A 14,547-nucleotide genomic window follows, 5' to 3' on the forward strand; every position below is an offset into this window, starting at 1 on the left:
TTCTTGCGCAGCAGCGTTGTGAAGAAAACGTCTTTTTGTTTGCTTTGTGCCGGGAGCATTGGGTAATGTCGCCCCCGCGTCATCGTGCGTTACAGCCCCCGAATCAACCACTGTCGTCAACACGTCATGAAGAACTTGTTTCTCCGATCCACCGCTGCCGTCACCGCCCTCGCCTTCGTCACCAGCTGCGCGAACATCAAGGATGACCAGACCCGTACTCGTACGGAGGGTACCCTGGCTGGCGGTGCTCTCGGTGCCATTGCCGGTGGTATCATCGGTCACCAGAGCGGCCGTGGATTTGAAGGCGCGCTTCTGGGCGCCGGCATCGGCAGCCTCGCCGGCCTGGCCGTGGGTGACCACGTGGCCCGCAAAAAGGCCAAGTACGCCTCCCAGGAAGCCTGGCTGGACGCTTGCATCGCCCAGGCTGAGCGCGTGAACGCCAACGCCCGCTCCTACAACCGCTCCCTTTCCAGCAAAATCTCCAATCTGGAATCCCGCTACGCCTCCGCCAAGGCCAGTGGCAACAAGGCTGAAATGCGCAACATCAAGCAGGCTGTCGTTTCTCTCCAGCAGGAGTCCCGCGAGCAGTCCAAGTTGGTGGACAACGAAATCAAGGAGCAGTCCTCCGTGGTCAACCAGACTGGCAGCTCCGGCCTCAGCAGCCGCGTGACCCAGCTGCGCAGCACCCGCTCCTCCCTCAGCAGCAACCAGGATCGCCTGGCCGACCTCGGCAATCAGATTGACGTGTAAATCCGGCCGTCACAGTCGCCGCGACTATCACATACATCTACTGCGAACATGAAACTTCCCAGCATCCTTTCCCTTGCCGCCGTCGGCGCCTCCCTGTTGCTCACCTCCTGTGAAACCACGGGAGACCCGAACCAGGGTGGTCTCTTCGGCTGGTCCCAGTCCAAGGCGGACTACCGTCTCCATGAGCGCGAGCAGCGTCTGAACCAGTTGGATCGCTCCAATGCGTACCAGCAGGGCCGCACCGAAGCGCTCGAGAACGAGTACGCCCGCAAGAAGAATCAACAGGGCTCGTGGTAACGACACGGGTTCTCGTCTGATGGTCTATTCTCAGGGCTGGTGGCAGAAGTGGGCTCGGTTCGCCGGGTGCCTCGCTCTTGCCACCAGCCTTTTTCATGCCCCGGTACAAACGCACGCCCAGGCACCTGAAGGTGACGACCCGGCCACCGTCACCAGTCTCGTGCGTGAGGTGACGGATCATGTCACCAAGGCTGCGTACAAGACGGAACCCAAGGCCGTCATTTACACCAAGGCGCTCAAAGGCCTGGTGACCCAGCTCGGCGAGTCTGCCAGGAGCCAGGAGAAGGACCTCTCCACAATGATTGATGACGCGGCCGAGGCCGAGTTCATCCGCATCCTGCAGGCCATTGCTTCCACCCCCGGCCAGCGTCTTACCCTTCGGGAGCTCGCGGAGCGTGCGCTCCAGACTTACTGCCGCCAGCACGACGCCTACACCCGCTACATCCGCTCGGATGAACTGAAGTTGGTCAAGCTCATGGGCAAGACCACAGGCAGCGCCGTGGGCATGTCCGTCATGGAGAAGGAGGATGGTTTCTACTGCTACCCACTTCCCGGGTCCCCTGCGGAGGCTGCGGGGATCAAAGCAGGTCAGAAACTGGTCAGCGTGGACGGCAAACCTGTCGAGGGACGCTCTTTGGAATACCTCGCCGCAGTCATCCGTGGTGCGCCGGGCACCGAGGTCAGCCTGCGTGTGGAGCATACCTTTGGTCGTGCCCAGACCATCCGCGTAACCCGTGAAACCCTCTCCACACCGAGCGTGCTCACGGAGAAGCGTGTTTCCAGCTTCATCCTCCGCGTGCGGAAATTCTCCAAGGAATTGCTCACCGAGGCCCGCTCGGCGCTTTCACAGCTGAGCCCGGGAGGCACCCTGACCGTTGATTTCCAGGGCTGCCCCGGTGGTGATTTGGATGTTGCTCTGGAGTTCGCCGGTATGTTCATGGAACCTGGAGAGCCCATCGTCACCGTACGACGTCGTGGCCAGCCGGATGAGGTCATTTCGGCCAACAAGCCACGCGAGTTCAAGCCAGCGGGTGTCATTCTTCTTCAAGACTCCGGTACTGCGAGCGGCGCGGAACTGGTCATCGCTGCCCTCATCGCGAGCAAGACCGCCCGAGGTGCAAGCCAGGGTACCAAATCCTACGGCAAGGGCATGACCCAAAATGGCATCGACCTGCGCGGAGGTGGCCGATTGATTTTGACCACGGGTGAACTCATCGCCCCACAAGGCCAGACTTGGGACAAGATTGGCCTGCTGCCCTCCCTCGAGAATCGCGGAAGAATTTTCCCGAAGGATTGAGGGGTGCGGCTGATTCGCAGGGAGCGGCACTAGCCTAGTGCCGGTGGTGGGCAAATGTTGGTGCGGAGCCAATTTTTTGGAAGCTCTGTGAACGCGTCCACCCCACACCGCAGCGTTGCTACATGACAGCACTAAGCTAGTGTCGCTCCTTGATCTGGGGCTTCGTTTGAATGTTAGGGCAGCCTCAGCCCCCCAGTGTCTCCACGCGCATGCAGCTCGGCTCTTCGCGCACACACGCGAGCTGCTTCAGCTCATCAATGGCCTCACGCACGGTGCGCAGCGTGGCGTCATCGAGCATGAGGATCAGGGAGGTGGTATCGCTGCCTTCGTCTTCGGGTTGGATCACCGAGGAGATCCCGATGCCACGATCGCCGAGCACCTTGGCCACCTGGGCCAGCACGCCGGGAGTGTCTTCCACGGTCAGGCGCACATAAAAGTTGGAGACAGTTTCATCCACCGGCTTGCTCTTGCCATACAGCCCGTGCGGCACGAAGCCGCTGTGGCGCGAGCCATACACGAGCGTGGCGGCTGCTTCGGCGATGTCACTGATCACACTGGAAGAGGTGGGGTCCTGTCCTGCGCCCTTGCCGTAGAAAAGCGTTTCACCCACGATGTCGCCATTCACCAGCACCGCATTGAAGGCGCCGCCCACGCTGGCGAGCACGTGGCTCTTCGGTACCAGGGAGGGCTGCGTTCGCACCTCCACCTTGCCGTCCCTATCCGCTCGGATCACACTGAGAAGCTTGATGGTGTAGCCCAGACGGTCGGCGAAGCTCATGTCCGTGAGGCTCACCTTGTCGATGCCCTGCACAAATACGTCCTCCGGCTTGATCCAAAATCCGTAGCTCAGGGAGGCGAGGATGATGGCCTTGTGCGCCGCGTCCCAACCGCCGACGTCCAGCGTGGGATCCGCCTCCGCAAAGCCCAGCTTCTGCGCCTCATCCAGGGCAATCTCGTAGCTCAGGCCTGCTTGTGACATCCGGGTCAGGATGTAATTGCAGGTGCCGTTGATGATGCCGTAGATGCTGCGGATGTGGTTTCCCACGAAACCCTCCTGCAGGGTCTGGATGATCGGGATGCCGCCAGCCACTGCGGCTTCGAAGTAGATGGGCACGCGGTTCGCCTCGGCGAGGGCAAAGAGTTCCTTCCCGCGCTCCGCGAGCAGGGCCTTGTTGCCAGTCACCACGGGCCGGCGGGCACGTAGCGCAGCCGAGACGAGATCAAATGCCTCCGTGGTTCCTCCGATGAGTTCCACCACCACATCGACTTGCGGGTCGGCCACGAGCTCCTGCCAGCTACCGACGAAGAGCGATTGGGGGACCTTGCCATCACGCGGCTTTTTCGGATCCCGCACGGAAATCCTGGTGACCTGGAGATGGAATCCCGTGCGCTCGCGCAGCAGTCCGGCGTTGGTTTCCAAGTTCTTGTACACCCCCATGCCTACATTTCCAAGACCCGCCAAGCCGATGCGGACGGTGCGAAATTTTTCAGTGGAGCCAGGCATGCAGAGGAGCGGGAGAGGGGGCGCGTACGATGAATGAATGAACGAGAGTGACCGGTGACGCAACTGTCACGTCGAATTGGCTGAACGATAGGGTGTTTGCACTACAGGGAAGTGAATCTTCAGCCGGGATGTTTTTGTCTGTTGCCACAAACTAAGCAATCTGATTAGCTTGTAATTACGATGTCAATCGCAGTGAAAATCGCATGCGTGCTGATGCTGGCCACCTCGGCCTTTGCGGAAGGCAATGCGTTCACGGACAATGCTATACCGGCCATGGCATCCGCAGGAGCCGTGGCTGCGGCGAATGCAACCGTGCCTTCCTCCGAAATTCCCGGTGATAACCGGACGGTGGTACTGATCATGGGCATCGCCGCCGTGGCGGTCACGTTTCATCGTGTGCTTTTTCGCGGCCGACAGGCGGCTTGACGCGCGGCGGGAACTCCGTTGCCGTCACGAACATGGGAACCCTGGCATCCCCTGCTGGCATTCCTTTCGCGCCTGGCAACGCCCGCCCGACAACGGAAAGTAGTCCGCCGAGCCTTCGGCGGTCAGGGGGATTTCGCCCTTCAGCTCGCGAGTGGTCAGCTCGCTGACCGTCCGCGTCCGAGTTTCCGAGACGGGTGTTTTGGTGTTTCCCGACCGCCGAAGGCTCGGCGGACTACTTTCTCACATCCCCGTCGCCAGCGTCTGCGGCATGGAGGTTTTGGCGGTGGGCAACTCCTCCATGAAAACGTCCACCTGCTGTCCGGGAAGGAAGCGATGTACCGAAGGTTCCAGGCGGTAGATGAGCTGTAGCACCCGCGTGTCCACACGCTCCGCTGCAGCACCGGTAAGACTCTGCTTCGGCACGACAAGCGGTTCAATGCGCACAAACTTCAGGGGCGCAGACCGCGTGGAGTCGCCACGCATCTGGGCAATGGCGCGTGCTTCAGACGAGACACGCCAGGCGTCCTGCTCGTCCACGTCCACACGCACATGCAAGGGCAGGGTCTGACCAAGGATGAGATATGGTTGCGCTGCTGCGCCGGCCGTCGCGTGCTCTCCGGGGCGAATGCGCACCTGCAGGACTTCACCGTCGATCAGCGCTGTCACCGTGCTGCGTTCAAGGTCCACACGCACCATGTTGCTGGCGGCCTCGGCAGCCTTGACTTGGGATTGGGCCGCTTCGGCTTCGGAGCGCGATGATTCCAGCGCGGCTTCACCCGTCTCTACTGCAGCGCGTTTCTGGGTCACTTCATCCGCACTGATGGTGCGTGAAGTCGTGAGCTTTTCCGCCGTGACCAGCAGAAGTTTCGCCTCCTTCAGCGCCGCCGCGGCTGTCTTCACTCGTGCATCGGCGCTGGAGGCGCTGGCGCGCAACGCAGTGACACTCGCTTCCTTCTCTGCGAGCTGGGCTTCAAGGGCGCGGGTGTCGAGCTTGAAAAGCGGTGCGCCGACCTTCACGCGGTCGCCCGCTTTCACGTACACCTTTTCCACCACACCTGGAAGGTGGGAGGACACGGAGATGATCTCCGAACTGGGCTCCACCAGGCCGATCCCGGCTACGGTGCGCTCAAAGGTGGAGCGCGGCGGTGGCATCGGAGGATCGACGCGCGGCGTGTGCGGCTGCGAACGCACCACGCTCAACGTGGCGTACGCGAGCAGTCCAACGCTGAGGATGGGCAGGAGAAGACCTTTTGTTTTCATAGGGCGACAGGGACGGTTGAGAATGTCTTGGAGGCGCGTGATTCCACCTCGGTGATGGCGCCGTCGTTCATGTGGGCGATGCGGTCGGCGTAGTGGAAGACGCGATTGTCATGGGTGACGACAATGACCGCGCGCTCGGGATGCACGGCAGAGTTCGCGAGGAGATCCATCACGGCTTCACCCGTGTGGTGGTCGAGAGCGGCGGTGGGTTCATCGCAGATCAAAAGGCGTGGCTCATGCACGAGTGCGCGTGCCAGGGCCACACGCTGCTGCTGGCCACCGGAGAGCGTGCGCGGATACGCGTTGGCGCGATGACCCAGGCCCAGTTGATCCAGCAGTTCGGTCGCACGGCGCACGGCCTTGGAGCGGTTCACACCCGCGGCCAGCAGAGGGACGGCGGCATTCTCCGCGGCGGTGAGGGCGGGGAGGAGATTGTACTGCTGGAAGACGAAGCCAAGGTTCTGCCGGCGGAACACGATCTGATCGCGCGGACTGAGGGCGGACCAGCGTTCTCCAAACAAGGTGACTTCGCCGTCGCTGAAATCCAGCAGGCCCGCGATCACGGAGATGAGCGTGGTCTTTCCACAGCCGCTTGGTCCTACGAGAAAAGTCATTTCACCAGGGGCGGCAGTGAAGTCGACGCCACGCAGGACATCGACCTTCGCCTCGCCCGTGCCGAAGGACTTGCGGATTCCTTCGCAACGGACGGCAGGTTCGGTTTCCACCAATGAGTGCATAAAGGTTTGTGAAGGCATGTGCATGGTCATGGTCGCATTCATTCATCCCCGGAAGACGGTGGCGGGCTCCAGCACGAGCACGCGGCGGAGGCTGGCAATGCTGGCCAGCAGCACCACGGTGAGCATCAGCACGCCCACGCCCGCAGCGCTCTGCCACAGCAGCACGAAGTGACGGGTGGCGACCTTGTGGCTGGTGATTTCGAAGAACGTGGCACCAAGCGCGGTGCCAATCGCAAAGCCGACGAACCACACGATGAAGGCCTGCAGCAGGATCATGCCGAGCAGCCGTGCATTCGTTACCCCGATGGCCTTGAGCGCACCGAACTGCTTGAGGTTTTCAACCGTGAAAAGGTAGAAGGTCTGCCCTGCCACCACGAGTCCCACCAGGATGCCCACACCGATGGTGATGCCGAAATTCACCGGGATGCCGGTGTTCTTCATGTAGTAGCCCACACAGTCCCACATGAACTGCAGCGTGGTCCGCGCCTTCAGTCCCGTGGCGGTGCTGATGCGAGTGGCGAGCTCTTCGGGGGTCACGCCTGGCTTGGCGCCCACGAGCACATAGGAGAGTTGCTGGCGCTGGCGTCCCTGGAAGTTCAACGCCTCGCTGTAGCGCGCGTGGATGATGGGGAAGGAGACAAAGGCAGGTAGTGCATCCGAGATGCCCACGATCTCCACGCGATTGTCATTGAGCTCCAGTGTCTGTCCCAGCTCCAGCGGACGACCGGGGAAGAGCATGAGGTACCCGGCTTTGTCGATGATGATGGAGTTCGGATTGCGAAGGTCCTCCCACTTGCCCAGCAACATGTTGCGCGGTGCACCGAGGAGCGTCGCTTCGTCGATGCCCAGCACGGTGCAGGCGGCGAAGGTGCCATCCACCGTGCGTGCCACCGGCGTCCCTTTGAAGAGGCGCACCGCATAGTCCACGCCTTCCACACCGCGCACGCGGGCGAGGTCGGTGTCCTTCAGGGGTTTGGTTTCGTCAAAGTAACGGGTGCGGGGATCCATGACCCACACGTCCGCATCCGCCACATCCAGTATCTGGTGGCCCGTCCGCTTCATCAGCCCTGCGAAGATCGACGTCTGGTTCTGCAGCAGGAAGGTGGAGAAGGCGATCGCGAAGATGAGCCCGATGTACTTGGCCCGATCTCCCACCAGCATGCGAAAGGCGACGAAGTTCATGTCTAAATCGATGAATGAGATTCAATAAATGACTGGAAGTCAGTTTTGGGCCAAAAAAAGGGACTACTTGGCTTTGAACCAGTTCGACTCGGGAAAGATCTCGTCATGGATGCGCTTGTCAGAGGAGGCGTAGTCGAAGTCGCGGAAGAGCGGTTTCCAACCCATGCCATCCAGTACGAGGTCCTGGTTCACCCGGACAATCGTCGCGGCGTCCTCGATCCCGGCCAGCACCCGCAGGTCATGTACCTGGGTCATGATGTGACTGCCCATGGTCATGGCAATCAGGGAGAAGGCCTGTAACTCCGTGGTCATGTGGGGTGAGGGAGGCAGGTCACCGCTGGTCTGGCCATCGATGATGGCCTTGTGCACCGTGCGAAAGCACCGCCCCCCCTCGACGGCGTGCTTTTGCCGCTGGGCCTCCGAGGCCTTTTCCCAGAAGGAATCACTCTTCAGCATGAGCTCCGCGCTGAAGTAGTTCGGATACGTGAGCATGAACTCCACACAGGCATAGCCGATGGCGCGGATGCGTTCCCGACTGCCACCTGTGAACTTCAGCGCACGCTCAAAGAGGTCCGCCCGATGCCGTAGCGCTCTGGTGGCCACGGCCAAGGCCAGGTCCTCCTTGGACTGGAAGTGGAGGTAGATGGTCCCCTTGGAGTACTCCACCGCTTGGGCCAGCTCGTCCAGGTTCACGTCCTGATACCCGTCACGCCGGAACAAACGCTGGGCGTGGTCGAGGATGAGTTCCTCCCTTGCCTGGCGCTCGCGTTCTTTGCGGGTAGCGGTCACAGTACCCACATTGGCAGGTTTTTGACTCTCAGTCAAATTCTTCTTTCGAGTCACAAAGTCGGCTCCTTCCTGAGGGAGAGTGCCCCGGACTTCCTACCCTTCGCCAACCACCACATCCAGAAGGGGATATTCACCAGAAAGATGAAGCACATCATCTGGTTCACCCGGAAGTCGAGCTGCATGATCAACTCCACTCCGAAGTGGAAGGCAATGATGCTCAGTCCGATGAAAAGCGCCCATGCACGGTTCCAGAGGGCAAGGAAGGCAAACAGCTCCAGCATGAACCCGGCGCCAAACGCGAGGCGGGTGACGACGTGGTGCTCTGCCAGCCACTGGGCGATGGCTGATACCTGTGGCACTGCGAGACCCTCTGGGTTGTCATAGAAGGTCTGCCGGTGGGTCTTGACGATCGACTTCGCGAGGTAGTGGCTACGGAAAAGCCAGAGCCCATCGGACTTGCTCAGTTTCGTGATGGCGGAGGTCACGTACACCGCGGCGATGGCGCACTGTGCGAAGTAGAGCTGATACCCATGGCGCACTGCATCCGCCACGGCGCCCCCCTTCTCCAACAGCGGCCGGATCCTCCACCACAGCTCGGCGACGCATTGGGCGATCAACACAAGGCCGATGATGTTGTACCCGTGGTAGGTGAAGCCCTGGGAATTCTGGAGCGTGTTGTAGCCCAGGTGAGCCAGTGTCAGCACCACGAGGCCAAGGGGATTCAGCCACTCAAGTACGTATAAGATGGCCGCGCCGATGATGAGCGGGCGGAACCACAGCATGGCATCCTCACCACCCAGGAACTCCAGCGGTATGATGCGGGCCAACCCGTTGGGTACCTCCATCTTCTCAAAGGGAAGCACCTTCCACATGCACCACACGGCGGTGATGGCAAAGAGGAGGCGCATGAGCCGCGCCTCCCAAGGTCCCACGTTCACGGGGCGGAATGCCTGGGGAGAAAGCTTGATCATCCTTCGCCAAGCACCTGGGGTTCCTCGCGGAAGGCCGCGCCGTCCTTGTAGTCCTGATAGATCAACACATTCGTGATGCGCACCTTGTCCGGCAGCGGACGCTTGCGCTTGTCTGCGAGCTCACGCAACTGCCGCATAGTTTCCGCGAACACCTTCGCGCGGATCTCTGGCGTCGCTTCCGTGGGTTCGATGTCCAGCTTGCTGCAGGTGCGGTTGAGACGCTCGGTGTAGATCTTCTTCACCTTCGCGGAACTCAGTCCGGTCATGTGCTTCACATTGATCGGATTGCCAGCGCCATCCGCCACGATCAGGTAGTCGGAAGGGTGCGGGCTGGGATCCGCATACATCGGGAAGCTGTTGAAGGGGTACGCATTCTTCACCACCCGGCACAGCAAAACGAGCACCACCATCATCATGACGGGATGAATCAGCATGCGTGCGATGCGGGACCACATGCTCATGCGGTAGTGGAGCCCGTGCAGCGGTGCAACCTCAGACTCTCTTCAGAAAGTAGTCCGCCGAGCCTCGGCGGTCAGGTGGGGCCACCATCCTCGCAAAAAGATAAAGCCGTCCCGCACCCCACAGGAGCGCGGAGGTGACTTGCCGTACCGCGACCAGCGGTCGCAGCCACAGTAGTACCAAGACTTACTGCCGTGGCGGATGGTTCAGGCCGTGGCCGTGGCTGCGACCGCTGGTCGCGGTTGGGGTGGCGCGCCCCAATACGAAAATGGCTACACTGTAACTTAAACCGCTCTAAGTCCCTCAGATTCGCTGTTCACCCCCCTTCAGCCAGTGTCCCGAGCCGGACACTGGTTTTTTGTGCCCGGCGCAGTTCGTTCATTTTGTGGGCGGCGCGCAAATTGGAGGCAAAAAAGCCGACCTTCTGCTTGATCTTAATCTACATTGAATTAGTGTGATAAACGCGAGTGACCAGCGTTGCTCGATGATTACAGCCCATCCGCATCACGGACGGCGTCGTCAGACATCAGCCAGGCACTGATCCCGAGAAGGGAAGGAGCAGGCACCCCCCCACGCACAGGCCTTCGTGCCTTTGTCGTCTGCCCCCTTCGTTCTCTCGTGAAAATCAGACCTCTCATCTCAGCCAGCCGCCGGGGCGTTGCCCTCGTGATGGTGGTGGCCATGCTGGGCCTCATCACCGTGCTGGTGCTCGCGCTGTATTCGCTTGCGGAGTCCGAACTGAAAGGCGCCCGCCACTATTCCAGCGGCCAGCAGTCCCGGCAGATCTCTGATGTGGCCGTGGACATCGTCATTTCCCAGCTTCGCAAGAGCACCACGCAAAGCGACACGGCCAACGGCCGAGAAATCTGGACCTCCCAGCCCGGTCTGGTGCGGCGCTATGCCACCACTGGAAAGTTGCAGGCCGCCTACAAGCTCTACTCGAGCTCGCAGATGGCCCTGGCAGATGAACCCAAGCTGGAGGACAAGCTGCTCAAAGATGTCCCTCCGTCCGACTGGACCGCAACGCCAGAGCGCTATGTGGATCTCAACCAGCCGGTGGTGCGGACGAATCACCTGGGCCAGCCGCGCCTCCTGTTTCCAGTGATCGATCCGCGCGCGATGTCCGGTGCGGACGACGCGGTGCACGGTTTCAAATACACCGACACCTTCATCGGTGGCAGCAAGATCCAGGGAGTGGTCACCCAGGCGGGAGACGGACAGCGCCTGCCCATGCCGGTCGAGTGGATCTATGTGTTGAAGGACGGAAGTCTGGGAACGTTGGATCCAGACAAGCGATTCACCGGTCGCGTTCCTGCCACCAAGGAGAATCCCATCGTGGGTCGCGTGGCCTTCTGGACGGATGATGAAAGCAGCAAGGTGAACATCAACACCGCGTCCGAGCCCACCTTCTGGGCGCCTCCCACTTTCTTCCATGATGAGGATGCATCATGGGCACGCTATCAGCCGGTGAATGGCGAGTTCCAGCGGTACCCCGGCCACCCGGCCACCACCGCGCTGAGCCCAATCCTTTTCCCGGAAAAGCAAATCGAGTGGGAGGACAAGGAACTCATCTACGGCCTTGTGCCCAAGATCGGACCGGGAGGCACCAAGGGCGGTACCGTCTCCTATGACGATCCCAAGATCGAAGCCGTGAACCTCAGCCAGTTCCGCAAGGAGCGCCTGTATGCGAGCCTCGATGAATTCCTCCTGAAGGAAGATCGCACGCAGAATGACTTCGGTGCTGCAGATGTGGGGCCTGACAAGCTGCAACGCACGGGCTTCTTCCTCACGGCGCGCAGTCGCGCGCCGGAGTCGAATCCATTCGGCCTTCCGAAGATCGCTACATGGCCGGGGAACTATCGTGGCCCGGAGTATCGCAGCAAGTACGACACGGTGATCGCCTTCTGCGCCACCCTCGCGAAGCTCGGTGGGAAGAGGCAATACATGTTCCAGCGCGGCTATGCGGACTCTCCGACCATGGATGTGACCCAGGCGGATAACCAGGCGCTGCTGAACTACCTGCTGAACCAATGGCAAAAGCCGGTGCCCGGGTTCTCCGACGACGCGAAAAAGAACTTCAACACCAAGTACGGCGAAGACCTGCCTCAGATCCTCGTGGAGATCTTCGACTACATCCGTTCCGTCAATCTTCATGACGGATACCTGGCCGATCCCAGCGACAAGCCGGCGAATACCACCGCGAACTTCATGCTCGGATATCAGGGTTCGTACACACGCCCGATCAAGTTCAAGACCTTCACCGATCCGCGGTTCATCCATACAGGCGCGGATGCGGAAACGGGCGAGCCGGTGGAGCACGAGTTCCTGGCCTTTCCCGGTCACGGCCAGGTCACCCCCTCCGTGTGGACGCGCAATGGAAAGAGCTATGAAGGCATCGCGCGCTTTCCCACCATCACGGAGGCTGGTCTGCACTTCATCTGCGCTGCGGACAACACCAACGATCCCAACAATCCCTTCGCCAAGGTGTCGGCAGCCATTGGCAAGCCGGGTGGCGGCAGCGCTCCCAAGCTCCGGCCGAAGGCGAATGATCCCACCGATCGGTGGTATTCCAACTTCCCGCCCAATCCTGTTGGCAAACCCTACGGTCCGGATGTGAATCATCCCGGATACCAGAAACCAAACTGGAACTGGCAGTTGGAGCCGAACAAGCCACTGCCTCCGGGCAAGCGCCGTATCCAGGCCCGCTTCCTGTTGGAGTTTTTCATTCCGGCTGCGGGGTACACCATCATTGAGCCGGAGTTTTCCGTGAAGGTGAAGGGGCTGAAGAACTTCAAGATCGTGCATCCCAATGGCACGCAGACGCAGCTCTTCCCCAATGAGGATCTCGTCGTGCGCACCGGTCGCCGCGCCACCCATGTGGGAAACCAGGAAACCGGCGGCTATGGACTTGGGCTGAAAGGATTCCTCCGTGAGCGCGAGGCACCTGCGCGTGCGCCGATGCCCGCGGACAACCAGTGGGGCGCGGTGCCCTGGCAGGTGAAGCCCTCCTCGGACACGCCAGCTCCTCTCAGCGTGCTGAACTACGATCTCATCAGCAATTTCGTCGACATCGAAGTGGGTGAGGATGGCTCCATCCCGATGCTAATCACCGGAGCCAATGTCGAACTTGAGATCTACAGCGGGCACCTGGGCAAGATCGTGGCGCTTCCTGAGATCGCCGCCACACGTGTGCAGACGCTGCAGCTCAATTTCCCCTCGAACACGGTGAAAGCTCCGACGCTGGTGCGTGTGCCCATCGAGGCCATCACCAATGCGAAGGGCAAGGTCACGGACCCCGAGGTCGAGGCGCCGTATTGGTGGACCTTCTACGGCAAAGGTTGCATGGGCTTCGATGTCGACAGCCTGAAGAAAGGTACTGCCCAGGTGATCGGCGGGCGCTTCTGGGGATCCAACTCCGAGCCCCAGGCCAGCAACCAGCTTCGCCGGGGGGCATTCTTTTATGGCTTTGATCCGGACATCGCCGGGGCGCCGCGTCCCTTCCGTCCAAAGCTCACGCCGAACAAGCCGGCGGTGGGTGAAGAGGCCGAGGGCAGCGATGTCGTGCAGACCATGCTTATCAAGCACGGCGACTACCGTCTCACCGCGGCCTCGCCCGTGGTGGACGCCAGCCAGTGGAAGCCTCACCGCAACTGGGGCTCGCGCAGGCTTGCGCATAACTTCAGCAACTTCGTCTCCCAGCAGATGCCGGGTTATGACTATGGTGGAAACACGGATTACGAAAACCGCCTCGTGCCAAACAAGGCCGGAGATGCTGGACAGAAATATGCGAACAACCGGATTCCCGATTTCCCTTTCTTTACCGAAGCGGCGAGCGCGGCGCACAGCACCTGGGATTTCGACAATGGCACTGGCCCCGCGCGTGACGGTCCCTACATCAACAAACCCGATGAAGGCAATCTGAACAGCAAGAATGGACTCGCCTATTTTGTAGATGCCGGGAAGCAGCAATCCATGGGGGAGAACTTCTTCTCGCCGAACCGGCAGATCCCTTCCCCGGCGGTCCTCGGATCCCTGCCCACGGGAGTGAAAGCAGGCAAGCCGTGGCGCACCTTGCTCTTCCGTCCGCAGGAGGGACATCCCGGTGGCTCGCAAGCAAATGGCGGGCAGGATCCTCCGGATCATCTCTTCCTTGAGTTCTTCTGGATGCCGGTGGTCGAGCCCTACGCGATCAGCGAACCCTTCAGCACGGCGGGCAAGATCAATCTCAACTACCAGATCTTCCCTTTCACAAACATCCGTCGCGCGAGCGGGCTGCACGCTGTGTTGGAAAAGGAACGTCTCACAGCCGTGAACAAGGGGGACATGTCCGACTACAAGGCATGGCCTGTCGCGGGGAACAACGAAACATTCTGGAAGGAGCAGGATGGGAAGACCTGGCATCGCAAGCTGGACATCGAAGCCACGCTCAAGCAGTTCGATCAGCGCTTCAATGTCGGCAGGGCCTTCATCACCCCGAGCGAGATCTGCGATATCCACCTCATCCCGGTGGGTGTGGAGAGCGCGGAGGACATGCCGGACTTCTGGGCGGACCATCGTCTTACGGGTGACAACACCCGCGAGCGCCCCTACGCGAATATCTATCCACGCCTCACCACGCGCTCCAACACCTTCAAGGTGCACTACGTCGCACAGTCCATGGTGAAGGCGCGCTCCACCGCCCCTGATGTGGTGGACAACGAAGTGGACAAGATCACCAGCGAGCACCGCGGTTCCACCGTGATCGAGCGCTACCTCGACCCCGCGCAAAAGAACCTGCCCGACTTCACCTCCGGAGTCACCACAGACACACTCGACCAGTACCACCAGTTCCGCGTCATCGAGACCAAGAAGTTTGGGTCGTAACGAAATCGAAAA

12 protein-coding genes are annotated in these 14,547 nt (G+C 60.8%); 5 read left to right on the plus strand and 7 right to left on the minus strand.

The features are described from left to right. The first annotated feature begins 126 nt into the window (after positions 1-126). From DES53_RS15215 to DES53_RS15225, 3 genes are read left to right on the plus strand one after another with little or no spacing between them, the layout of a single operon-like run. Positions 127-750: a glycine zipper domain-containing protein gene (locus DES53_RS15215; RefSeq protein ID WP_113959147.1), complete on the plus strand. Its 624-nt coding sequence runs from the start codon at positions 127-129 to the stop codon at positions 748-750. Positions 751-798: 48 nt separating this feature from the next. Continuing rightward, positions 799-1,047, plus strand: a complete 249-nt coding sequence (locus DES53_RS15220) for a hypothetical protein (protein WP_113959148.1) — start codon at positions 799-801, stop codon at positions 1,045-1,047. A gap of 19 nt (positions 1,048-1,066) precedes the next feature. Continuing rightward, on the plus strand, positions 1,067-2,344 hold the full coding sequence (locus DES53_RS15225; protein ID WP_170157142.1) for a S41 family peptidase: 1,278 nt from the start codon (positions 1,067-1,069) through the stop codon (positions 2,342-2,344). Between the two features lie 184 nt (positions 2,345-2,528). On the opposite strand, the gene DES53_RS15230 is transcribed toward DES53_RS15225, so the two are convergent. Further along, positions 2,529-3,848 (minus strand): homoserine dehydrogenase, encoded by a 1,320-nt coding sequence (locus DES53_RS15230; protein ID WP_113959150.1) that lies wholly within the window; start codon positions 3,846-3,848, stop codon positions 2,529-2,531. A 180-nt stretch (positions 3,849-4,028) separates the two neighbouring features. On the opposite strand from DES53_RS15230, the gene DES53_RS15235 reads away from it, so the two are divergent. Next, positions 4,029-4,274 carry a hypothetical protein gene (locus tag DES53_RS15235; protein ID WP_113959151.1) on the plus strand — a complete coding sequence of 82 codons (246 nt, stop codon included), beginning with the start codon at positions 4,029-4,031 and terminating at the stop codon, positions 4,272-4,274. Positions 4,275-4,514: 240 nt separating this feature from the next. Here the strand turns inward: DES53_RS15235 and DES53_RS15240 are convergent, their stop codons facing one another. From DES53_RS15240 to DES53_RS15265, 6 genes are all read right to left on the minus strand, one after another. Beyond that, positions 4,515-5,534 carry an efflux RND transporter periplasmic adaptor subunit gene (locus DES53_RS15240; protein ID WP_113959152.1) on the minus strand — a complete coding sequence of 340 codons (1,020 nt, stop codon included), beginning with the start codon at positions 5,532-5,534 and terminating at the stop codon, positions 4,515-4,517. Beyond that, a complete protein-coding gene (locus DES53_RS15245; RefSeq protein WP_245958181.1) occupies positions 5,531-6,289 on the minus strand; it encodes an ABC transporter ATP-binding protein in 759 nt (252 codons plus the stop codon). Before DES53_RS15245 ends, DES53_RS15240 begins: the two co-directional genes overlap by 4 nt. A 24-nt stretch (positions 6,290-6,313) precedes the next feature. Further along, positions 6,314-7,453, minus strand: coding sequence for an ABC transporter permease (locus DES53_RS15250; protein ID WP_113959153.1), 1,140 nt, complete (start codon positions 7,451-7,453; stop codon positions 6,314-6,316). A 63-nt stretch (positions 7,454-7,516) separates the two neighbouring features. Next, positions 7,517-8,242, minus strand: coding sequence for a TetR/AcrR family transcriptional regulator (locus DES53_RS15255; RefSeq protein WP_170157143.1), 726 nt, complete (start codon positions 8,240-8,242; stop codon positions 7,517-7,519). Between the two features lie 50 nt (positions 8,243-8,292). Continuing rightward, positions 8,293-9,213: a hypothetical protein gene (locus tag DES53_RS15260; RefSeq protein ID WP_113959155.1), complete on the minus strand. Its 921-nt coding sequence runs from the start codon at positions 9,211-9,213 to the stop codon at positions 8,293-8,295. Then, positions 9,210-9,674, minus strand: a complete 465-nt coding sequence (locus tag DES53_RS15265) for a hypothetical protein (protein WP_113959156.1) — start codon at positions 9,672-9,674, stop codon at positions 9,210-9,212. Before DES53_RS15265 ends, DES53_RS15260 begins: the two co-directional genes overlap by 4 nt. A 616-nt stretch (positions 9,675-10,290) precedes the next feature. On the opposite strand from DES53_RS15265, the gene vccA reads away from it, so the two are divergent. Then, on the plus strand, positions 10,291-14,535 hold the full coding sequence (vccA, locus tag DES53_RS15270; RefSeq protein WP_147263429.1) for a Verru_Chthon cassette protein A: 4,245 nt from the start codon (positions 10,291-10,293) through the stop codon (positions 14,533-14,535). Positions 14,536-14,547: the final 12 nt, after the last annotated feature.

This window comes from Roseimicrobium gellanilyticum (assembly GCF_003315205.1).
GTDB lineage: Bacteria > Verrucomicrobiota > Verrucomicrobiia > Verrucomicrobiales > Verrucomicrobiaceae > Roseimicrobium > Roseimicrobium gellanilyticum.